This window comes from Paraburkholderia sp. CHISQ3 (genome assembly GCF_030464945.1).
In the GTDB taxonomy this organism is placed as follows: domain Bacteria; phylum Pseudomonadota; class Gammaproteobacteria; order Burkholderiales; family Burkholderiaceae; genus Paraburkholderia; species Paraburkholderia megapolitana.
This window is the reverse complement of the sequence record NZ_JALPRG010000002.1, coordinates 369331-388932: the sequence shown is the minus strand read 5'-3', so window position 1 is coordinate 388932 and position 19602 is coordinate 369331. Positions and strand designations below refer to the sequence as shown.

Annotated in this window: 21 protein-coding genes; 11 read left to right on the top strand and 10 right to left on the bottom strand. The window is 61.0% G+C overall.

Features of this window, described 5'->3' with window-relative positions:
• Positions 1-1077 precede the first annotated feature (1077 nt).
• Entirely contained in the window at positions 1078-2268 is a 1191-nt protein-coding gene (locus tag M0D65_RS05475) for a hypothetical protein (protein ID WP_266251683.1), read from the top strand.
• A 102-nt stretch (positions 2269-2370) separates the two neighbouring features.
• Here M0D65_RS05475 and M0D65_RS05470 read toward each other — a convergent pair whose 3' ends face one another.
• A complete protein-coding gene (locus tag M0D65_RS05470; protein ID WP_266251681.1) occupies positions 2371-2805 on the bottom strand; it encodes a GNAT family N-acetyltransferase in 435 nt (144 codons plus the stop codon).
• Positions 2806-3190: 385 nt separating this feature from the next.
• On the opposite strand from M0D65_RS05470, the gene M0D65_RS05465 reads away from it, so the two are divergent.
• A complete protein-coding gene (locus M0D65_RS05465) occupies positions 3191-4297 on the top strand; it encodes an NAD(P)/FAD-dependent oxidoreductase (RefSeq protein WP_266251679.1) in 1107 nt (368 codons plus the stop codon).
• A gap of 12 nt (positions 4298-4309) precedes the next feature.
• Here M0D65_RS05465 and M0D65_RS05460 read toward each other — a convergent pair whose 3' ends face one another.
• The 4 genes from M0D65_RS05460 to M0D65_RS05445 form a co-directional block, all read right to left on the bottom strand.
• A complete protein-coding gene (locus tag M0D65_RS05460) occupies positions 4310-5116 on the bottom strand; it encodes an aspartate/glutamate racemase family protein (RefSeq protein WP_266251677.1) in 807 nt (268 codons plus the stop codon).
• 82 nt (positions 5117-5198) lie between these two features.
• A complete protein-coding gene (locus M0D65_RS05455) occupies positions 5199-6134 on the bottom strand; it encodes a sterol desaturase family protein (RefSeq protein WP_266251675.1) in 936 nt (311 codons plus the stop codon).
• Between the two features lie 109 nt (positions 6135-6243).
• On the bottom strand, positions 6244-6948 hold the full coding sequence (locus M0D65_RS05450; protein WP_266251673.1) for a LytTR family DNA-binding domain-containing protein: 705 nt from the start codon (positions 6946-6948) through the stop codon (positions 6244-6246).
• Positions 6936-8021 carry a sensor histidine kinase gene (locus tag M0D65_RS05445; protein WP_266251671.1) on the bottom strand — a complete coding sequence of 362 codons (1086 nt, stop codon included), beginning with the start codon at positions 8019-8021 and terminating at the stop codon, positions 6936-6938. Before M0D65_RS05445 ends, M0D65_RS05450 begins: the two co-directional genes overlap by 13 nt.
• 278 nt (positions 8022-8299) lie before the next feature.
• Between M0D65_RS05445 and M0D65_RS05440 the strand changes: the two genes are divergently transcribed.
• The 7 genes from M0D65_RS05440 (at position 8300) to M0D65_RS05410 (ending at position 13421) form a co-directional block, all read left to right on the top strand.
• Complete coding sequence (locus M0D65_RS05440; RefSeq protein WP_266252029.1) at positions 8300-9109, top strand: DUF817 domain-containing protein; 810 nt, start codon at positions 8300-8302, stop codon at positions 9107-9109.
• Positions 9110-9292: 183 nt separating this feature from the next.
• On the top strand, positions 9293-10078 hold the full coding sequence (gene map, locus M0D65_RS05435; RefSeq protein ID WP_266251669.1) for a type I methionyl aminopeptidase: 786 nt from the start codon (positions 9293-9295) through the stop codon (positions 10076-10078).
• 98 nt (positions 10079-10176) lie between these two features.
• Complete coding sequence (locus tag M0D65_RS05430) at positions 10177-10710, top strand: GNAT family N-acetyltransferase (protein ID WP_091011412.1); 534 nt, start codon at positions 10177-10179, stop codon at positions 10708-10710.
• 163 nt (positions 10711-10873) lie between these two features.
• A complete protein-coding gene (gene minC, locus M0D65_RS05425; RefSeq protein ID WP_266251667.1) occupies positions 10874-11650 on the top strand; it encodes a septum site-determining protein MinC in 777 nt (258 codons plus the stop codon).
• Between the two features lie 104 nt (positions 11651-11754).
• Entirely contained in the window at positions 11755-12570 is an 816-nt protein-coding gene (gene minD, locus M0D65_RS05420; RefSeq protein ID WP_091011414.1) for a septum site-determining protein MinD, read from the top strand.
• 14 nt (positions 12571-12584) lie between these two features.
• Positions 12585-12839 carry a cell division topological specificity factor MinE gene (gene minE / locus M0D65_RS05415; protein ID WP_091011415.1) on the top strand — a complete coding sequence of 85 codons (255 nt, stop codon included), beginning with the start codon at positions 12585-12587 and terminating at the stop codon, positions 12837-12839.
• 270 nt (positions 12840-13109) lie between these two features.
• Positions 13110-13421 (top strand): YXWGXW repeat-containing protein, encoded by a 312-nt coding sequence (locus tag M0D65_RS05410; protein ID WP_266251663.1) that lies wholly within the window; start codon positions 13110-13112, stop codon positions 13419-13421.
• A gap of 175 nt (positions 13422-13596) precedes the next feature.
• Here M0D65_RS05410 and M0D65_RS05405 read toward each other — a convergent pair whose 3' ends face one another.
• Entirely contained in the window at positions 13597-15018 is a 1422-nt protein-coding gene (locus tag M0D65_RS05405) for a chloride channel protein (RefSeq protein ID WP_266251661.1), read from the bottom strand.
• A 216-nt stretch (positions 15019-15234) separates the two neighbouring features.
• Here M0D65_RS05405 and waaC point away from each other — a divergent pair, with 216 nt between their 5' ends.
• Both waaC and M0D65_RS05395 read left to right on the top strand, forming a co-directional pair.
• Positions 15235-16275, top strand: coding sequence for a lipopolysaccharide heptosyltransferase I (waaC, locus tag M0D65_RS05400; protein WP_266251659.1), 1041 nt, complete (start codon positions 15235-15237; stop codon positions 16273-16275).
• A gap of 281 nt (positions 16276-16556) precedes the next feature.
• Positions 16557-16697: a hypothetical protein gene (locus M0D65_RS05395; RefSeq protein WP_266251657.1), complete on the top strand. Its 141-nt coding sequence runs from the start codon at positions 16557-16559 to the stop codon at positions 16695-16697.
• Positions 16698-16787: 90 nt separating this feature from the next.
• Here the strand turns inward: M0D65_RS05395 and M0D65_RS05390 are convergent, their stop codons facing one another.
• From M0D65_RS05390 to M0D65_RS05375, 4 genes are all read right to left on the bottom strand, one after another.
• On the bottom strand, positions 16788-16967 hold the full coding sequence (locus tag M0D65_RS05390; RefSeq protein WP_091011419.1) for a hypothetical protein: 180 nt from the start codon (positions 16965-16967) through the stop codon (positions 16788-16790).
• A gap of 131 nt (positions 16968-17098) precedes the next feature.
• Positions 17099-18415, bottom strand: coding sequence for an MFS transporter (locus M0D65_RS05385; RefSeq protein ID WP_266251654.1), 1317 nt, complete (start codon positions 18413-18415; stop codon positions 17099-17101).
• 187 nt (positions 18416-18602) lie between these two features.
• A complete protein-coding gene (locus M0D65_RS05380; RefSeq protein WP_266251652.1) occupies positions 18603-19073 on the bottom strand; it encodes a TonB family protein in 471 nt (156 codons plus the stop codon).
• Positions 19074-19207: 134 nt separating this feature from the next.
• Positions 19208-19420: a hypothetical protein gene (locus M0D65_RS05375; protein ID WP_091011639.1), complete on the bottom strand. Its 213-nt coding sequence runs from the start codon at positions 19418-19420 to the stop codon at positions 19208-19210.
• Positions 19421-19602: the final 182 nt, after the last annotated feature.

Sequence of the window (19602 nt, the reverse complement as noted above, 5' to 3'; positions counted from 1 at the left end):
GAGTTGGCTTGTGGAATAAGGCGTTAGGGCGGAAATATTGGCGGCGAGGGCGGATTCGAAGTCTCCAAACGCATATCTGACGAAATGCCTTCGGTTTACGGGTACTTTGTCGGGTACTTTTCTGTTGAATCGGCTTGAAACTGTTTTCTGGTAAGGGTGATAGACAGACACCCTTTCCGCCAGAATTTTTCAAAGAACCCCGTAAAGTCGAAAACTTGCGGGGTTTTTTGTTTTTCGGTTCACGAATCGACTATCAAAACAGTTGTCGCGCGTAGCGCGCGCATATTTCAAATATCGGGCATGCCATCGGCGGCTTTTCACCGATAGCGATGCATGTCTACCGACTGCGACGCAACGCTCAGACAATGACCGCCGCACATTGCCGCGAGCCGGGCCGACGACAATCGCTCCCGGCCCCTAAAAGCACCCCTCCAGGTTGCGTCGGCACCCAACGCAAATGTGCCAAACTTTTTTAGCTTCAATCTAAAAAAGTTTGACGCCTTGTTTTTTTTATTGCTATCTTTTGCTTCAAGACACTGCTTTCTTAATGTTGCTGACAATTACAGGCAAATTACTTACGAGATGATAATTTTCAAATTACATCTCGATAATAAGTGAATGCCGATTTATGCCGGTGGCATTGCGCAATCCAATACTCAATTATTTTCAAATACCGCGATATCTCATTCTGCTTTTGCTTCGTTGATTAAGTCGATATGCGGAAAATTATCCGCTATGGATGGTCGCTTCCTGCCGTAACAGGACCTCCGCGCGTGAGGATCATCACGCAGCGCGCCTCGGCCGCAGCAGGCAAGGTTCGGCGGTACTCCATGCGTCACCACTTATCGGTTCATTCAACTGCATAACCCACGATGCATGTGCCAAAAGCCAAAGCCGCAAAGTGTTCACGTTATTCAATATTCCTTGAGATTTTACAAAAAGCTGTCTTTAAAGAACCTTACCGCTTAATCCGATGCTTTACGGATAGTTTTGCCGCAGGTCCTCATCACGCAGGTCAAGGCCGCTGAATAATTCAGCGCCAGAAACCTCAACACGTTGCTTCCACCGGAGAAACATATGCGACCGAAGTTATTGCTTACCACGCGTAACATGGCTCATGCCGCAGTTGTCGTGGGTGCAGGTCTTTTTATCAGTGCCATTCCGCTGTCGTCGGCCTTTGCAGGCGAAACCGCCAGCACGTTCGTCGATCAGGCTCAGGTTCAGGCCGACGCTCAGGCGCATCAGTCATGGCGTGAGAACGTCAGGCAATTCGCGCCGCAGGTACAGGGCTGTTATCACGCTTCGTATCCGAACCTCAAATGGTCCAAGGTGGAATGCGGCCCGGTATCGGGCTACGTGTCGGCGCGTCGGAAGACGGCACATGTCGCCCAACAGGACGCCGCGACTAGCGTCAAGCATGCGGGCGAGCAGGTAGTGGGCAGCGGTTACGATTTCTCCGCCGAGGCACCGTCCGGGAACCTGATCAGTGAAGCGGTCGGCAGCTTCCCCACGGTCACCGGCGTGAAGACCGAAAAGGGTGCGGGCGTAGCAGCGTATGGCGGTGGCGGCATCCTTGGCGCGAATCAATACACGTTGCAGCTCAATACGAATATGGACGGTAACTCCGCGGCTTGCGCAGGCTACTCGGGCTGCCAATCGTGGCAACAATACATCGTGGTGTCCGACGACGTTAACGCGGCGGGCACGGCGCTCACCGGCACGACCGACGTGTTCATCCAGACCTGGCTGGAGAACTACGGCCAGGATGTCGATGGTGGCAACACCAACATCTGCCCGAGCGGATTCACGGATGCGGGCGCCGATTCGAATGGTGGGAGCGGGGACGACTGTTACCAGAACAGTCCTGCTACCGTTATCGCGAAGCAACTGCCGATCACGGCCCTTGCAAGCCTGACGCTTTCGGGTACTGCTAACTCGAATGGCACGGATACGGCAACCGCCGTCTACGGCACGGAAGCCTACAGCTCGTCCACCGCCGATTCCAACTCGGATATCGCAAATGGCTGGACCGAGACGGAATTCAACGTCGTGGGTAATGCTGGCGGATCGCGCGCCGACTTCAACACGGGTTCGTCGATGACCGTGAAGGTTGCGTTGACCGACGGCTCCAACTCGGCACCGACGTGCGTCGGCCCGAGCAACGGCGGCACGACCGGCGAAACCAACAACCTGAACATCGGGAAATGCACCGCGTCCGCTGGGTCGAGCTCGACATCGCCCGCGATTCAGTTCACGCAGTCGGATTGAGGTCTGTTAGCTGTCGCTAAAGCCGTGATGAAGTGACAAGGTGCCGGGAGAGACTTCTCGGCACTTTTTTGTTTGCGTCGCGATCGTCCGAAACAAAACCGCCTAACGTTCAATGGCTTTCCTGAGCGCAATCATCGTATTTCTATAGCCATTCCGGATATAGAACTCATGCGTGCGGGGCCGTTCGTTGTTACAGCGTATGACGATGGAAGTCGCGCTCACTTCATGAGCTCCGATCCACTGCTCGGCGCGTAACAGCAGCTCCCTTCCAATCCCCGAGCCTCTACTTCCCTCGCGAACCACAAAGGCCAGAACCTCGCCATATTTCCCGCTCGATACGATGACGTTGACGCACGCGTGAATCCATCCGAGCACGTCCCCGGCGTCACTTTCATACAGAAAGATCTTGTGGTCGGGCCTATCGAGCACGATCTCGAGGCGAGACCGTATTTCGTCTTCCGAGGCATTCCAGCCGAACTGACTGCTCAGCGCGGAAATTTCTCTTGCGTCATTCAACTGCACATCTCGAATGCTCATGTCACGTCCTTCCATGATTCAGGTTGCCGTTGCGCCTGCTCCAGAAACCACAACTGACAGCACCCGAAACCCCGTCCGGGGTGCCGAAATTCAAGCATAACCGAGTCGACAACACGGATGAACGAGCTTACGACGCAGGACAAATGTGAGCGCCTCGCCCAACACCACTGCAATCAAAGCCGGATACGGCCCATTTCCCCGCGAAAAACAGGCCATAAGTCTCCGTCGCAGCGACCAGCGGAAAGCGAGTAGCCAATGTGAGCGAACGCTCATAAATTAGAGTCCAATTCATCAACGAGGAATCCACGCGATTCCAACCGGTCGGTTCGGCGCGGTAGCAACCGAATCGAGGCAACCGGAAAACACTACCAGGAGTGTTCTGATCATGCGAGTCATCATCGCGGGCGGCGGTATCGTTGGATTGACTGCCGGTATTGCGTTCAAGTCGATTGGCTGGGAAGTGCTCGTGTGCGAGCAGGCACCGGAGATTCGCGCGGCGGGTGCGGCGATCGGTTTGTGGCGCAACGCGCTCGACGTGTTCTCGGAAGTCGGCGTGGGCGATTCGATCAACGCAATCGGCACATCCGTTGAAACATGGTTCTACGATGCAGGCGGACGCCGTCTGCGGGCACCCGGCTTCGCACTTGCTGAACACCAGTTTCTTCTCGTCCCGCGTCCCCAACTGAACCAGCTTCTCGCTGCAGCGGTCGGCCAGGAAAACATTCGCGTGAACACCAGAATCCTCGCCTTCGAGGAAGAAGCGGACCACGTCAAGGTGAGGTTCACTAACGGAGCCGTCGAGCGAGCAGACCTGCTGCTAGGCGCCGACGGCGCTTACTCGGCAGTGCGCGCGCAACTGGACCCTGGTTCGGCTGCACAGGAGCATGCCGGTCACCACGTGTGGCGCGGCATGATTGCGGCAGGCGACGAACCTGCGGAGGGTTCCATCCTGACCGTTGGACATCAACGCGCGCGTGGGGGATATGTACGCACCTATGGCGATCAGGTGGTGTGGATGGTGAATCAGTTCGATAGCCCGGCTGTTACCGGTACGAAGAAGGAAGAGGCGCTGCGCCGGGCCGCGCATCTGAACGATAACGGCTGGAACGACTGGCTGGCGAAGCTGATCGAGAGGACGCCGGAAGAGCAGATCCTGCACAACCAGATCATGTTCGTGCCCGCGTTGCCTCGGTGGACATCGGCGCGCGTCGCGCTGATCGGCGATGCAGCACATGCGTTGTCGCCGCATATCTCGGCGGGTGGGACACTGGGTGTCGAAGACGTACGGGTACTGGTTAATGCCGTACAGAAATACGGGGATCTCGCGACAGCGCTATCGGCCTATGAAACCAACCGCATTCCTCACTATGCCCGCGTGCATGAACTGGCGGACGCCGTAGAGCGGGTACGCGACGCCCACGAATACGCGCAGGAGTATGCAAGCTTCACGCACTGGATGCTGAACGACGGATATCGCGCATCGCGTGCATGAAGGATGACGACGCTACCGACGCTCGAATAAGCGCCCGAAGCCGGGCGCGACCGGACTCACACCCATCAGTTGTACCGCGTCCCAGAACCCGGCAGGCGAGCTCGACACGACCGGTACGCCAAGGCGAGCTTCCAGCGTTTCGATAATGCCGAGGGTTTTCAGGCCGCCGCAGGAGATCAGCACACCCTCTGCCGATGTATCCCGGGCGAACACGTCCTGCGCGAGATCGATGAGTGTTTCGGGCGGTACCGTACCCACGCCAATTACATCGGTCATGGCAAGACCTTTAACAGCGGCGACCTCGAATCCCTCTTCCTGCAGGAACGCGGCAAGCCGCGCGTTGACATCGTCGATGTAGGCCGTCGCCAGTGCCACGCGCCGTACGCCCGTTGCTTTCAACGCCCTGACGACCGCGTGACTCATCGTCGTTGCAGGCAAACCGGTGGCTTCGTGGATCGCGTCAACGAGTTGCCGGTTGAACGCGGCTCCGCGATAAAAGCTGAGCGAGGTACCCATCAACGAAATGGCCTGCGCGCCGTCGTCGGCAAGAGAGCGGGCCCTGTCAGCCACGGAGTCGATGACCGCTTCATAGCCCTCCGGCGAAATCTGGCCGAGCGCCAGTCCTCGGGCGACAAACCTTACCCGGTCCTTGTAGAGCAACGGACCGTCATCGGGGACTTTTCCGGCGGCAGGCGGAACGATCAAGCCGATTGTGGGCAGACTTTGAGCGTCGATATCCATGGGCGATGTTCGAGTAACGATAGGAACGCGAGATGATTTCAGCGAGTCTCGACCGCGCACTGTGACGTGATCGATCACGATTCGCTGCATCATCGTAGCGTACGCGCAAGCGCCACGCAGAATCGCCACGCCGATTCGCGAGACCGCACGAAAGAACCGTTCATTCCTCGACTATAGAGATGCGCTGCTCAGGTTCCATCCCCGCGAACTGCAACCCCGCACGGCGCCGCAAATCTTCCGTGGTTTCACCGCGCTCATCGGGTCGCCAGCCTGGCGGTCCAAACAGATAACCCAGTCCCTCGCGAATCGAGCGCGCCGTGACCAGATCGCGCCACATGGCACGCCAGTGATCGAACTCGACGGTTAGCAGGTTATAGGTTGTCATCGGTGTGACCAGCCCGAAGCGACAGGGCACGTCGGGCTTTTCGGCGATATACGTGCCGAACAACCGGTCGAACACGATCAGCACACCGCCGTAGTTGCCATCGAGGTACTCGAGGTTGGACGCATGATGAACGCGGTGCGCGGAAGGCGTGTTGAGTATCCACTCCAGCGGTCCGAGCCGCGGAATCCACGTGACGTGCAGCCAGAACTGATAGAGCAGGTTGAGCGAAAGCAGCATCAGCACAATCCTGGGCGGCATACCGAATAGCGGCGCAAGCACGAAGAACAGTGTCGAGCCGGCAAGACGGCCGGTCCACCCCATACGGTAGGCGACGGCAAGGTTCAGTTGATTCGGTGAGTGATGAATCGCGTGAGTGCACCAGAACCAGCGCACCCGGTGGGCCGCGCGGTGGTAGCAGTAGTAGCAGAACTCCTGACCGACGAAACACGCCAGCCAGCCGGTCCAGTGATGCATCGGCAGGGTCCAGAGCCGGTGCCGCCAGAACCAGCCCATGGCATCGCCCCAGAACGCGAGCGGCAGCAACCAGCCGAGCGGGTACTCGCGAACCAGCATGTCGACCACCGATACCCCGGCCGCTTTCCAGTCGTAGTTGCGCCAGCCGCGTCGGACGGAAAGTACGAGAGCCTCGGTCAACGAAGACACGAGAATCAGCGCGACGGTATACCTCAGGATGGTGAACAGGATAGTCATGAGCGGAGCATCCCCATTGAGACGCTGGCCAGCGTAATTCGCCGTCGCGGGAGCGACAATCGATCTGGGACGAGTTGGGTCCGATGCGGGGTGGATCGGACGATTCGCGTTAGCGCTGCAGGCGCTGCATGAGTGCCGCGCGATGCTGCCGGCTGCACGGCACTTCGGCGCCGCTGCGCAGAACGATGGTTGCGTCGCCTTTCCCCTCCGGCCGCACGGCGAGCACAGCGGCGAGCGCGACGGCGGCGCCGCGATGTGTGCGGACAAACATCGGGTCGAGGTCATTGAGCAACGCGGTCAGCGTACGGCGCATCAACAGGCTGCGCCCCGGCAGATGGATATTGACGTAGTTATCGGCGGCCTCCAGCCATTCGATTTCGGCGCAGCGCACGATGTGCGTCTGCCCGCGGTCGACGATCATCAACTGCGCGGGTACGCCGACGCTCGGGCGTGGGGTAACGCGAACCGATGCGCGCAAGCGCTGCACCGTGCGCGCAAGGCGTTCCGGTTCGACCGGCTTCAACAGGTAGTCGACGGCCTGGGCATCGAAGGCGCGCAACGCGTACTGATCGAACGCGGTCACGAATACGAGCGCCGGTGCGTCGTCCGGTAACGACGCCGCTACATCGAAACCGTCGACTTCAGGCATCTGCACATCGAGAAAGATCACGTCCGGACGAAGCTGCTCGGCGAGCGTCAACGCGCTCGCACCGTCGATGGCTTCGCCCACGACTTCGACATCGGGAAAGACGCGCAGCATGCGCAGCAGTTTGCTGCGAGCGAGTGCTTCGTCGTCGACGATCAGTGCGCGCATGGCAGTGTCACTCGCACGATCAGGCCGCCGCCGGGCCGAAGCTGCAACGCAAGGCTTGCTTGCGTGCCGTACAGCGATTGCAGCCGGCCCTCGAGATTGCCGAGACCCACGCCGCGGGTATCGGGCAAGCCCAGCGTTTCGCCGTCGTCTTCGATCTCTATCTGCAGTTTGTCTGTGTCGTCGTGGCGCGCGCGTATCGCGATGTGCGTCGGTGCGCTGCGCCGTTCAACCACGTGCCGGAAGCAGTTCTCGAGCAGCGGCTGAAGTCCGAGCGTGGGGACCAGGCAGGTTGAAGTGGCGGCATCGACATCCCAGGTGATCCGCACGCGATCCGAAAAACGTTGCGTCATGATGTCCGCGTAGGCGTGCAGTAACGTCAGTTCGTCGGCTAGCGACTGCTCGGGGCGCTGGCTTGCATCGGTCGCCGCGCGCAGCAAGGTCGCGAGTTGCGTAAGCAGCCTGTCAGCCGAGTCGGGATTGCTGTGGATCAGCGATGAAATGGTGTTCAGCGCGTTAAACAGAAAGTGCGGTTGCAATTGCTGGGTCAACTGCGCGAGCTGTGCCTGACGGGCGAGGTTCGCCTGCTGGGCGGAGCGCACTCGCTCGGCAGCCCACGCGCCGTAGGACTGAATGCCGAAAATAATGCCGCTGAACAACACATAGAACTCGACGAAGGCCGTCGCGTCGTACGCGAATACCTCGCCCCACGGGCCGTGCCGGTACCTGCTGCCAGCCAGTGCGTAGATGCCGAGGCGCAACGCGTAGATGCCCGTAACGTACACAACCAGTTGCAACGGCATCCATGCCCAGGCGCGGAGAAACCATTTCAGCGGCTGACCGAGAAGGCTCCTGCGCCGATTTCTGCGCCCCATCTGAACCGCGATCAGCACCGTGGCTCCGAGCGCGGATGTGCTGGTGTTGACGAGTGTCCGCCAGAATTGAAGCTCGCCTGACCACATCGACTGCTGAATGTCGACCGCGAATATCAACAGCCAGAACGCGACCCAGGGCCACACGAGGCGGCGCAACAGCTCGATGGGTTGGGGTTCGTCGACGAGGAGGTTAGTGTTCATTGACGCGGTTCATGCGCGTTTGTCTCCGGCACGGGTTTTGTGTCCGCGCTCGATAATCCTACATCGCGGCGCTTCCGTATAGCATGGCGGCACGTTTTGCCGGCGGCCGCACGAGGGCGATCTCGCGGCCACAGCGCGTGAAACCGCTGGCGCAAGGACCACGAAGACAACAAGCATAACCAGAAGGAGCAGTCCAATTGACGGAGCAGTCCACAAGCACCGCGCTGGAACCGGCACCGTCTCGCGCCAGCGCCTGGCTCGACGCGTTGACGACGAGACTGTTGAACGCATCCGGCGATCGCAGCCGTCTCGCTGCCGGTTGGCATACCTTCCTCGTATTCGGCATCAAGCAGGCGTGGGTTTGTCTGTTCGGCGGATTGATGGTCGCGCTGCTGATCGCGACGTATCTCTGGTACCCGGCGCATGCACTGCTGCCTCGCTATGACGCGTTGACGCTTGCCGCGGTCTTAATTCAGATCATCCTGGTCCGACTGGGCCTCGAAACGTGGGACGAAGTGAAGGTCATCTTGCTGTTCCACATCGCGGGCACCGGCATGGAAGTGTTCAAGACCGCAGTCGGCTCGTGGATCTATCCGGAGTTCGCGTATCTGCGTATCGGTGGGGTGCCGCTTTTTACGGGGTTCATGTACGCATCGGTAGGGAGTTACATCACGCGCTCTTGCCGGGAATTCGACCTGCGCTTCTCGCATCACCCGCCGCTGAAGGTGACGCTTGCGCTGTCGGCTGCGATCTACGGCAACTTCTTTCTGCATCACTACTGGTTCGATCTGCGCTATCTATTGATGGCTTGTGCCGCGATCGCGTTTCGCCGCTGCTGGGTCTACTTTCGCATCGGCACTGTGTATCACCGCATGCCGCTGCTGCTCGGTTTCTTTCTCATCGCCGTTTTCATCTGGCTTGCCGAAAACCTCGGCACGCTTAGTCACGCGTGGCTGTACCCGAGTCAGATGCAAGGCTGGGCGATGGTCTCGGTCGGCAAGCTCGGCTCGTGGTTCATGCTGACGATCATGAGCTACGTGATCGTCACGCTGGTTAGCCGTCCGCGGTTGCCGTTGCCGTCGCGCTGATTGCGGCCATGATTCCGCAGACTGAAGCCCTGCGCAACACACCGGCACCCAAGCCAGCCCGAGCTGGCCGGATAGCACCGCAGCCCGCCCCGCGGAGGGTCGCGGGCCATCCTCTGTACAATTGCCCCATCGACAACCCGAAGCGACCGCTATTTCGCCTTCATCGATCCGTTTCATTCCATCATGGCCATCACCTACAAGACCCCTGACGATCTCGCCGGCTTGCGCATCGCCGGCCGCCTCGCCGCCGACGTCCTCGCGATGATCGGCGAGCATGTGAAGGCCGGCGTCTCGACCGGACAGCTCGACGCGATCTGCAACGACTACATCGTCAATACGCAAAAGGCGATTCCGGCAAACGTCGGCTACATGGGCTTTCCGAAAACAGTGTGTATTTCGGTCAACCAGGTGGTGTGCCACGGTATTCCGAGTCGCGGCGAGGTTCTGAAGGACGGCGACATCGTCAACATCGACGTCGCGGTGATCCACGACGGCTACTTCGGCGACACGAGCCGCATGTACTGCGTCGGCACGCCGAGCACGGTCGGCCGCGAACTGATCGATACGACCTACGAAGCGATGCTCGCGGGCATTCGTCAGGTGAAGCCCGATGCGACGCTCGGCGATGTCGGCCACGCGATCCAGCAGGTCGCGCAACGTGCCGGCTTCTCGATCGTCCGCGATTACTGCGGGCATGGCATCGGCAAGGTGTACCACGAGGAACCGCAGGTGCTGCACTACGGGCAACCGGGGCAGGGCGTGAAGCTCAAGCCGGGCATGGTGTTCACGATCGAACCGATGGTCAACGCAGGGCGCGCGGGCACGTCCGTGCTCGCCGACGGCTGGACGGTCGTGACCAAGGACCGCTCGCTGTCCGCGCAGTGGGAGCACATGATCGCCGTGACCGAAGAAGGCTACGAACTGCTGACCCCCTGGCCCGACGGTACCGGCGCGTACGAGGCGCCCTGAACGTACGCACCGGCGGGCCTATCCGGAAAATAAGGATTTGACTCGCGCGGCTGTTCGGTTAAAGCTATGCCAAAGCATCAACAGGGGTTTTTGTCTGCATGATTCCGTCTCTGACCGTTCGCCGTATCACCGCCAGTCAAGGCGCCGTTTTCCGCGAACTTCGTACTGCGTCGTTGCGCGAAGCACCTTATGCGTTCGGCGAAACGCTTGAAGACGCCCTTTCCGCCGACTCCACCACGTTCGACGCAACCGCCGCGCGTCACGCGTTTTCCGCTACCGAAGCCTCGTTCATTCTCTATACCGAAGGCCATCCAGCCGGCCTGATCGGCGCGTATTGCGACGATTCGGCCGCGCGTCGCGCGTTCGTCCGCGAGCTATGGGTGGCGCCGGCCGTGCGTCATCTGCGCGGCGGTGTGCTGCTCGTCGATACCGCCGGTGAATGGCTCGCACGCGGCGGTGCACACGAGATCTACGCGTGGATTGCCGACGCGAACCGCAACGCGATGCGCTTTTACGAAGCGCTCGGTTTCGGTCCGACCGGCGAGCATCGCCGCATCGAGCGCGTGCCGGAGCAGGGCGAAACGCTGCTGGTGCGCCACGTCAGGCACGCGTCCAGCGCGTCGGGCCGGTGAGCGGCGCACAGGCTGCCGCGCCGCGGGTTTCGCGTTCCCTCCATTCGGCTGTTCTTCTCTCGCACCGTGCGGCGCAGCATGTGCCTTTGCACGTGTGTTTCCCGAAAAAACTGGCCGCACGCGTAGACGCCTGTAAAATACGCAAAATTTTTCGTCGAACGCTATGTCGCCCAAGAAATCGCCCTTTTTCGAACTGCGCAGCGGCTCCGTCGACACGCTTCTGTTCGTCGTGAAGACCACCGACCTCGATGCGATGCGCACCGAGCTGAACCGGCGCTTCGAGGCGACCCCGGAGTTTTTCGCCAACGATGTCGTCGCCATCGACGTGCGCCGCCTGAACGCCGACGAGCGCTTGCCGCTCGCCGAGGTCGCGCAGTTGCTCGACAGCGTGCGGATGCGGCCGGTCGGTGTGGTTGCGTTGCCGGAGCAGCATGGCTGGGTGCTGGAAGCAGGCCTGCCGCTGCTCGAAGCGCGCGACCGGCGCGGTGCCGGTGCCACGAAAGCGGCCGGCGACGAAGCTGCTGATGAAACCGCTGAAACATCTGCTGCAGCGGCGGTGGTGCCGGACACGGTACTGGCAGAACCGGTGCCGCTCGGTACCCCGTCGCAAACGCTCGTCATCGACAAGCCGTTGCGCTCGGGGCAGCGCATTTACGCGAAGGGCGATCTGGTCGTGCTCGGCATCGTGAGCTACGGCGCGGAAGTCATCGCAGAAGGCAACATCCATATCTACGCACCGTTGCGCGGCCGGGCACTGGCCGGCGTGCAAGGCAATCACGATGCGCGGATTTTCTGCACCTGCCTCGAGCCGGAACTGATTTCGATTGCCGGTATCTATCGTACGACTGAGAACCCGTTGCCGGCCGATGTGAACGGCAAGGCCGTGCAGATCTGGCTCGACGAAGAAAAATTGATGATCGAACCGCTGCGGCTCACCTGACGCACGCGCCGCACAGCGGCTGTGCATGCGGCTGACAGCCGGTTGCTGCAGCGCCTAATTGAAGTTTGAAGTTGAAGAATCTGACGAACGCAAGGTAAGGCTAAATGGCAAAAATCATTGTGGTGACTTCGGGCAAGGGTGGCGTGGGCAAGACGACCACGAGCGCGAGTTTCGCATCGGGTCTCGCATTGCGCGGCCACAAGACCGCCGTGATCGACTTCGATGTCGGCCTGCGCAACCTCGACCTCATCATGGGCTGCGAGCGCCGAGTCGTGTACGACCTGATCAATGTGATCCAGGGCGAGGCGAACCTGAACCAGGCGCTCATCAAGGACAAGAAGTGCGAGAACCTGTTCATCCTGCCTGCGTCGCAAACGCGCGATAAGGATGCACTGACGCAGGACGGCGTCGAGAAGATCATCAACGATCTGATCGCGATGGACTTCGAATTTATCGTTTGCGATTCGCCGGCCGGGATCGAATCGGGCGCGCTGCTCGCGATGCACTACGCCGACGAAGCGCTGATCGTGACCAACCCGGAAGTGTCGTCGGTACGCGATTCGGACCGGATTCTCGGCATCCTGTCGTCGAAGACGAAGCGCGCGATCGAAGGCAAGGAGCCGATCAAGGAGCATCTGCTGATCACGCGCTACAACCCGAAGCGCGTCAGCGAAGGCGAGATGCTGTCGCTCACGGACATCCAGGAAATTCTGCGTATCGAGCTGATCGGCGTCGTGCCGGAATCGGAAGCGGTGCTGCATGCGTCGAACCAGGGGCTGCCGGCTGTGCACATCGAAGGTACGGATGTCGCCGAAGCGTATAAGGACATCGTGTCGCGCTTCCTTGGCGAAGAGAAGTCGCTACGTTTCACCGATTACCAGAAGCCGGGCCTGTTGCAGCGCCTCTTCGGCACCAAGTAAGGGGAACGCACCTAATGTCGATTCTTTCGTTTTTGCTGGGAGAGAAGAAAAAATCCGCGTCGGTCGCGAAGGAACGCCTGCAGTTGATCATCGCGCACGAGCGCGGCGGCAACAAGGCGCCCGCCGACTATCTGCCGGCGTTGCAACGCGAACTCGTCGCTGTGATTTCGAAGTACGTGAAAATCTCCGACAACGATATCCGTGTGAGCCTCGAGCGTCAGGACGATCTCGAAGTGCTCGAAGTCAAGATCGAGATTCCGCAAGCCTGAGTACCGGGCATCCGGTTGCTTTCAGTTTCTCCAGCTGTCGCATGACACTGTCTGTCGCGCCGCATGTGTTGCCTTGATGGCGACACATGCGGCGCCCAACAGCCCGCCCGTACTTTCCCCTTCTTCGCCGGTTCCTCCCCCTCGTTCGCTAGCGCGCTGAAATACCTCGTTGCACTTCAGGTACCGGTGTAATACGGCGCATGTCAGCCTTCCTGTCACCTCGCGCATTGAACGGATACGCCGTCAACGGTGTTCTTTCCTGAGGTGAATATGAACAAGTCTTTGCGCGTGCTGCTCGTCAATGCTGCACTGGTTATTGCCGGCGTGAGTGCGGTGGCGTCGTCTGCTTCCGCCGAGGTGATCATCGTCGCGCCGTCCGCGCCGCCGCCGGTGCGCTACGAAGTCGTGCCCGCCGCACGGGTCGGATATGTGTGGGATCACGGCCACTGGCAATGGGATCGCGGCCACTACGTGTGGGTGGCGGGACACTGGCAGGCCGAGCGCGTCGGGTATCACTGGGTGCCGGGACACTGGGCCGGTCGCGGTGACGGCTGGCGCTGGATCGGCGGCCACTGGGCTTGAAGCGTAGAGAAGCGGCGATCAGCGTCAGTTTGCGGCGCCGTGACTCGCGGCGCCGCTTTCAGGAGCATGCGATGAAAACCAGACTGCTGGCAGCGCTGCTGCTTGCCGTGACGCTTGCCGGCTGCATTGTCGTGCCGGCACGTCCCGCGTACTACCGGCCTGGGCCGGTCGTCATCTACTGACGGGGCGTATCGGTCGGGGCGGGGTCGGTTGCATCGGCGGCTGCATCGGCCGCCTCGGGCTCGTCCTCGATCAGTGCCTCGGGCACTTCGGGAACGGGCACGGGGGCCGGTTGCGGTAGCGGCGCCATATAGCGCGTCGCCAGCGATTCATATAGCGGCGGCACGAAGAGCCGCGATACACGGCTCGAAATCAACGCGGTGGCCATCAACGAGATCACCAGCGCATGACCGTTGATCATCTCCATCACGATCACAAACGACGTAATCGGCGATTGCGTGACGGCGGCCAGATAACCGACCATGGCGAGCGCGATCAGCATCTGTAGCTGCATGCCGCTGAACACGGTATGCAGCAGGTTGCCGAAGCCCGCGCCGATCGACAGCGACGGTGCGAAGATGCCACCTGGAATGCCGGGCAGGTACGAGCCCACCATCGAGATCATCTTCAGAAACGGATAGAACAGCGACAACTGCTCGTGACCATCGAGCAGCCCACGCGCTTCGGCATAGCCGCTACCGAATGTCGTCCCGCCGGAAATCAGTCCGACCACCGCGATGATGAAACCGCACAGGGCCGCGAAAGCAACCGGCCGCTCGCCGTGCAACTGGCGCAGCGGCGCCGGAATCCAGCGCGCGGTATTGAGCAGCAGCCAGCCGAACACACCGCCTGCAATGCCGGTGACGATCGCGGTCAGCACCACCGCGACGGCGAGCAGATCCGGAAAATGCGCGCCGATCTCGATCGTGCCGAAGTACGTGTAGTTGCCGTTGAGCCCGAGCGCAATCACACCGGCGATGATGATCGCGGTGATCAGCACGCCGCTCGCACGCGCTTCGAAGCTGCGCGTCAGTTCCTCGATCGCGAAAACGATGCCGGCCAACGGCGTATTGAACGCAGCGGACAGCCCGGCCGCGGCGCCCGCGAGCACGAGCTGACGCTCGATCAGCGCATTCGAACGCGGATAGAAGCGGCGCAGATTGAACATCAGTGCCGCACCGACCTGCACGGTCGGCCCCTCGCGGCCGATGGTAAAGCCGCCGAGAATAGCGAGGAACGACACCAGAATCTTGCCGACGAGGATCTTCAGTGTGAGCAGGCGCGCACCGGATTCGCCCGGTTTTGTGTGCAGCGTCGCGATGACCTGCGGAATCCCGCTGCCCTCGGCGCCACGAAAAAACTTGCGTGTGAGCCAGACCGCGGCCGCGGCGACGGCGGGTGTCAGTAGCAGCGGTAACCACGCGTAGTGGTGCTGCATCGACCGGAATGCGTTATAGCCCCAGTCGATCAGGCGTGCATAGAGCACCGCAATCAAGCCGACCGCGATCGCACCGAGCCAGAAGATGCCGTACTGCCGCCAGAGGCGTCGTGCGCGTCTGGCCAGCGTGGAAGAGAGAACAGGCAGAGCCCGGGACATGGCGTATCTGCAGATGCAAAGCGGCGATTATAACGGCGGAACACGCGTAAAAATGCCGTGAAAGCGATTTGAAATAATCGTTCTGAATGTCAAGTGCAGTAACGTCCGGTAACGCCCTTGTGTTGCTGTAAGGGTATCGTGTGATTTACCGGCCTGTGATGTATAAGGATCGTCGGATAAAATCACGCCTGCGACCGATTACGGTAACGGAACACCATGAAGCGAATTCTTGTCGTCAAGGTCACCTCGATGGGCGACGTCATACAGGCCCAACCGGTCGTTGCCGATCTCAAACGCGCCTTTCCAGGCGTCAAAGTCGACTGGGCTGCTGACGAAGCCTTTGCAGAAATTGCCCGCTGGAATGTCGGCACCGACCGCGTGTTGTGCGCGCCGCTGCGCCGCTTCAAGAAAGCGCGTCGCTGGGCCGACTTCAAGGCGATCTGGGCATCGATCGCCGAACTGCGCGCGGAGCACTACGACGTGGTGCTCGACATTCACGGCGTCTACAAGAGCGCCATCATTTCGTTTCTCACGCGTTCGTCGCGACGGCTCGGCTATCAGGCCAAAGACCTCGGCGAGCGTGGCGCGGCCTTTGCCTATACGGGCCGTTTCGCGCCGTGTGGCGACGACACCAACGCGTGGCAGGGCATGCGCGAGACCGTGAGCCGCGCACTCGGCTATACGCTCGAAGATCCGCCGATCTACAACCTGGAAGTACCGCGCGCCACGCACGCGAACGCTGCAGCGGACGCGCTGCAGCCCGACGCCTCGCCGCTCGCCATCCTTTTCCATGCGGCATCGAAGGACGACAAGAAGTGGCCGACCTCGCACTGGGCCGCGGTTGCCCGCGATCTGCTCGGGCGCGGCTATCGTGTGGTGTTGCCGTGGGGATCGCTCGCCGAACATAGCGAGGCGACCGATATCGTCGCGCAGGTCCCGTCCGCGACCTTGTTGCCGCAGATGACGTTGACCGGCATCGCACAACTGATCCAGGACTGCCAGCTCGTGGTCGGCGTCGACACCGGCTTCGTGCACCTCGCGCATGCGTTGCAGAAGCGTGCGGTGATGATTTTCATCGCGACATCGGCGGAGCATTTCGGCAATCACACGCCGTATCGTTCGGTGTCGGTTGGCGATGGCCGGCGGGTGCCGAGCATCGACGAAGCGCTGCAGGCCATCGATCACGTGCACGCGGCGCCTCCTGTTTCGCCGGCATCGACTGCCCTCGGTGCCACACCGTCTGCCGCCGCGGCATAACGGTTTTTCTCCCCGCTATCGGAACCGGAACGCACGCGTAAAGCGTGCGTTTTCACATGGGCGAACGCGGTTTCGCACGGCCGATCGCATTACACGCTTGTTAAATCTGTCGCTGTTCTTCTACAAATGAGCCGCGGAAGGCCGATTTATGCGTTCTGTGTAACATCGCGGGCGAGTTCGCTTACAAATTGCAACGCCCGCGCAGTATCGCGTCGTGTTCAATCGGAAGTATTCGAGATCGCGAGATCGATCGAATCATACTGACCCGACGGGAGAACGATGTGAAACGCTTGACGCTAACCTTGATTGCCGGCGCGCTGCTGACAGCCGCGCTGGGTGGCTGCATTGTGGTGCCAGGGCCGGGCTACTACGGCGGTGGCGGCTATTACCATGGGTACGGTGGCGGCGGATACTACCGCTAATGAGAATGGCGTCACGCGCAAGCGCGCGTGACGCCATTCAATCTTGCGCAGCGCGAATTTGCGTGAATTCGCGTGAACGCGAGGCTGCCGCTAGGCGAGCATCATTTCGACCGCGACGACCGCGGCAATGGCTGCGATGTTTGCCGCGAGCGCTTCGACGAGAATACCTTTCCAAGTGACCGGCTTGAAACGGATTGCCAGCAGCAAGGAACCGAGCAATGCCAGTGCGATGATCATCACGATATCTGCGTTGCTGATCTGAATGCCCACGGGTGCCTCCTGTTTCGGGATCGTTTTTTCAGCGCATCTCAGCTGATTTCAGCTCATTTGAGTATAGGCACGCCAAAAAACCGCGCAAGGCGGGGAAACTCCGCAGCCGCGCGGTGTTTTGGCAATATTCCTTACATCAAACGTGCATCGCGGGTCTCGCGCATGCACAGCACACCGATCAGACTGACGAGCGCAGCTACCGACACATATCCGCCCACCCATGACAACCCACCGCGTGCGGCGAGCACCTGAGCGATATACGGCGCGACCGACGCTCCGAGAATCCCCCCGAGGTTATACGCCACACCGGCACCCGTGTAGCGCACGTTGGTCGGGAACAACTCGGGCAACAGCGCACCCATCGGCGCGAACGTGACGCCCATCAGGAACAGCTCGATCACGAGAAACAGCAATACGAGCGGCACCGAACCGCTACCGAGCAGCGGCTCCATCGCGAAGCCCGACAGGATCGCGGCAACGATGCCGAAGATCAGCACCGGCTTGCGGCCGTAGCGGTCGCTGGCCCACGCGGAAATCGGCGTCGCGAATGCCATGAACAGCACCGCGATGCACAGCAGGCCGAGGAAGCCTGGTCGCGTGAAGTGCAGTGTCGATACACCGTACGACAGCGAGAACACCGTCGAGATGTAGAACAGCGTGTAGCAGACGACCATTGCGAGTGCGCCGAGCAGTGTGGGGCCGCCATGCTTCGACAGCAGCTCGGCGATCGGCACGCGCACACGTTCCTTGCGTTCGATGGCGGCGCGGAAGGCCGGCGTCTCCGCGATCTTGAGCCGCACATAAAGGCCGAGCGCGACCAGCACGGCACTCACGAGGAACGGCACGCGCCATCCCCAGCTACGGAACTGCTCGTCCGACAGCGTGAGCGCGAGACCGAAGAACAGACCGTTCGATGCCAGAAAGCCGACCGATGGCCCAAGCTGCGGGAACATGCCGAACCAGCCGCGCTTGCCGGCGGGCGCGTTCTCGGTGGCGAGCAGCGCGGCGCCGCCCCATTCGCCGCCGAGCCCGATGCCCTGGCCGAAGCGCAGCACGCACAGCAGGATCGGCGCGAGACTGCCGATCGAGTCGTAGCCGGGGACGAAGCCGATCAACGTTGTCGACAGACCCATGACGAGCAGCGACGCGACGAGCGTCGACTTGCGGCCGATGCGGTCGCCGAAATGGCCGAACAGAAACGAGCCGATCGGTCGCGCGATGAAGGCGATGCCGAACGTGACGAACGCGGACAGCGCCTGGGCGGTCGCCGAGCCATGCGGAAAGAACACCGGGCCGATCACGAGCGCGGCGGCGGTGGCATAGACGTAGAAATCGTAGAACTCGATTGCGGTGCCGATGAAGCTCGCGAAGATGACCCGCGACGCGCTGTTTTGCCCGGCCGACTCAGACTGGCCGGGTTGCGCGGTGGAAATCGGGGGTGTTGACATCGAAATCTCCAGGTGTCGTGATGCTGCCTGGTTGTGCGCAGGCATGCGTCTGCGGCGGCAGCGTTTTATGTTCATTAGGGCAAGCGCGCGTGCGGCGATGCATCAAGCGGGCCGCGACGGCCTGACAGCTTACATCGGGTGGCGCCGCGCTGTGAATGGTCGCGAACGGCTTCGAGACGGCGTGAGGTCAGTCGATTGTTTGCGCTTGCGGCGAGGCGAGCGTACGCAACTGGAATTTGCCGTCGTCGTTGAAGAGCCAGTCTTCCATCAGCTCGAGCCGGCCGCGGCCGTCGAGTAGTCTGGCGGGCGGTTGCGGCAGCGGTGCCGAGCGGCGTAGCGAATTGAGCGCCGTGCTTTCTGCTTCGTCGTCGCCGTTGGTGCGGTACACCGATGAAGCGAGCACGCGGCCGTCGCGATCGACGGTGAACGAAACGACGACGAGCGAGCGCAGCATCGCCTGCGGGGTGCCCGACAGGACATACGATGGATTGCGCTCCTGGATGCGACGCGCAACCGCGTCGCGATAGCGGTCGAGTGTGGCGCTGTTCATCGCGGCTAGCGGGATCGACAGCGCGGGTCGCTCGGGTGGCGTGAAGGTGCAGGCGGTCGCTGTCAGCGCGAAAGCGAGCGTCATGCAGGAACGAAAGCGCGGGAACATGGCGGCACGCCTTGCAGGCAGACTGTGCTTCGAATGCTAGTCGAAACAGGCCGCTTTGCAATCGGGGGAGTACCGCAGCGGAGGTCGAGACCCGCGCGACGCAGGCGCCCGGACGTGAGCGCGCGAGTGAAGGCTTACTGGAGCGACAACTGCGCGCAGGGATCGCTGGGCACGGTCGTGCATCCATACGAATACTGACCGCTCTTCGCGATCAGATCCTTGCCCGCCTTGAGGTCGCCGCGGAATTCCGGCGAGCTTTCGTAAGCGATGAAGGTCGAGCACATGACGGCGGACAGTACGACCAGTGAGAACGCGATCTTTTCGAGTAGCTGATAACGATGAGGCATGAGCATGGCTTCCATATTTGGCCGCCATGATACCTCATGCTAAGGGTTTATACCTAGATTGCGATGCCGCTTGCACGCCCTGAAACGTCCGCTAAACCAAAATTACAAATGGAAACTTGTATGACGCTCCGGCTCGTGGGACATTGGAGTCGCGTTCAGCAGTAACCCCTCGGGACGCATGT

Coding starts and splice junctions, on each gene's coding strand:
- M0D65_RS05385 (WP_266251654.1), bottom strand. CDS start 18,415: ATGTCAACACCCCCGATTTCCACCGCGCAACCCGGCCAGTCTGAGTCG.
- M0D65_RS05375 (WP_091011639.1), bottom strand. CDS start 19,420: ATGCCTCATCGTTATCAGCTACTCGAAAAGATCGCGTTCTCACTGGTC.
- M0D65_RS05475 (WP_266251683.1), top strand. CDS start 1,078: ATGCGACCGAAGTTATTGCTTACCACGCGTAACATGGCTCATGCCGCA.
- M0D65_RS05430 (WP_091011412.1), top strand. CDS start 10,177: ATGATTCCGTCTCTGACCGTTCGCCGTATCACCGCCAGTCAAGGCGCC.
- map (WP_266251669.1), top strand. CDS start 9,293: ATGGCCATCACCTACAAGACCCCTGACGATCTCGCCGGCTTGCGCATC.
- M0D65_RS05410 (WP_266251663.1), top strand. CDS start 13,110: ATGAACAAGTCTTTGCGCGTGCTGCTCGTCAATGCTGCACTGGTTATT.
- M0D65_RS05455 (WP_266251675.1), bottom strand. CDS start 6,134: ATGACTATCCTGTTCACCATCCTGAGGTATACCGTCGCGCTGATTCTC.
- waaC (WP_266251659.1), top strand. CDS start 15,235: ATGAAGCGAATTCTTGTCGTCAAGGTCACCTCGATGGGCGACGTCATA.
- M0D65_RS05465 (WP_266251679.1), top strand. CDS start 3,191: ATGCGAGTCATCATCGCGGGCGGCGGTATCGTTGGATTGACTGCCGGT.
- minD (WP_091011414.1), top strand. CDS start 11,755: ATGGCAAAAATCATTGTGGTGACTTCGGGCAAGGGTGGCGTGGGCAAG.
- M0D65_RS05450 (WP_266251673.1), bottom strand. CDS start 6,948: ATGCGCGCACTGATCGTCGACGACGAAGCACTCGCTCGCAGCAAACTG.
- M0D65_RS05470 (WP_266251681.1), bottom strand. CDS start 2,805: ATGAGCATTCGAGATGTGCAGTTGAATGACGCAAGAGAAATTTCCGCG.
- minE (WP_091011415.1), top strand. CDS start 12,585: ATGTCGATTCTTTCGTTTTTGCTGGGAGAGAAGAAAAAATCCGCGTCG.
- M0D65_RS05380 (WP_266251652.1), bottom strand. CDS start 19,073: ATGTTCCCGCGCTTTCGTTCCTGCATGACGCTCGCTTTCGCGCTGACA.
- M0D65_RS05405 (WP_266251661.1), bottom strand. CDS start 15,018: ATGTCCCGGGCTCTGCCTGTTCTCTCTTCCACGCTGGCCAGACGCGCA.
- minC (WP_266251667.1), top strand. CDS start 10,874: ATGTCGCCCAAGAAATCGCCCTTTTTCGAACTGCGCAGCGGCTCCGTC.
- M0D65_RS05445 (WP_266251671.1), bottom strand. CDS start 8,021: ATGAACACTAACCTCCTCGTCGACGAACCCCAACCCATCGAGCTGTTG.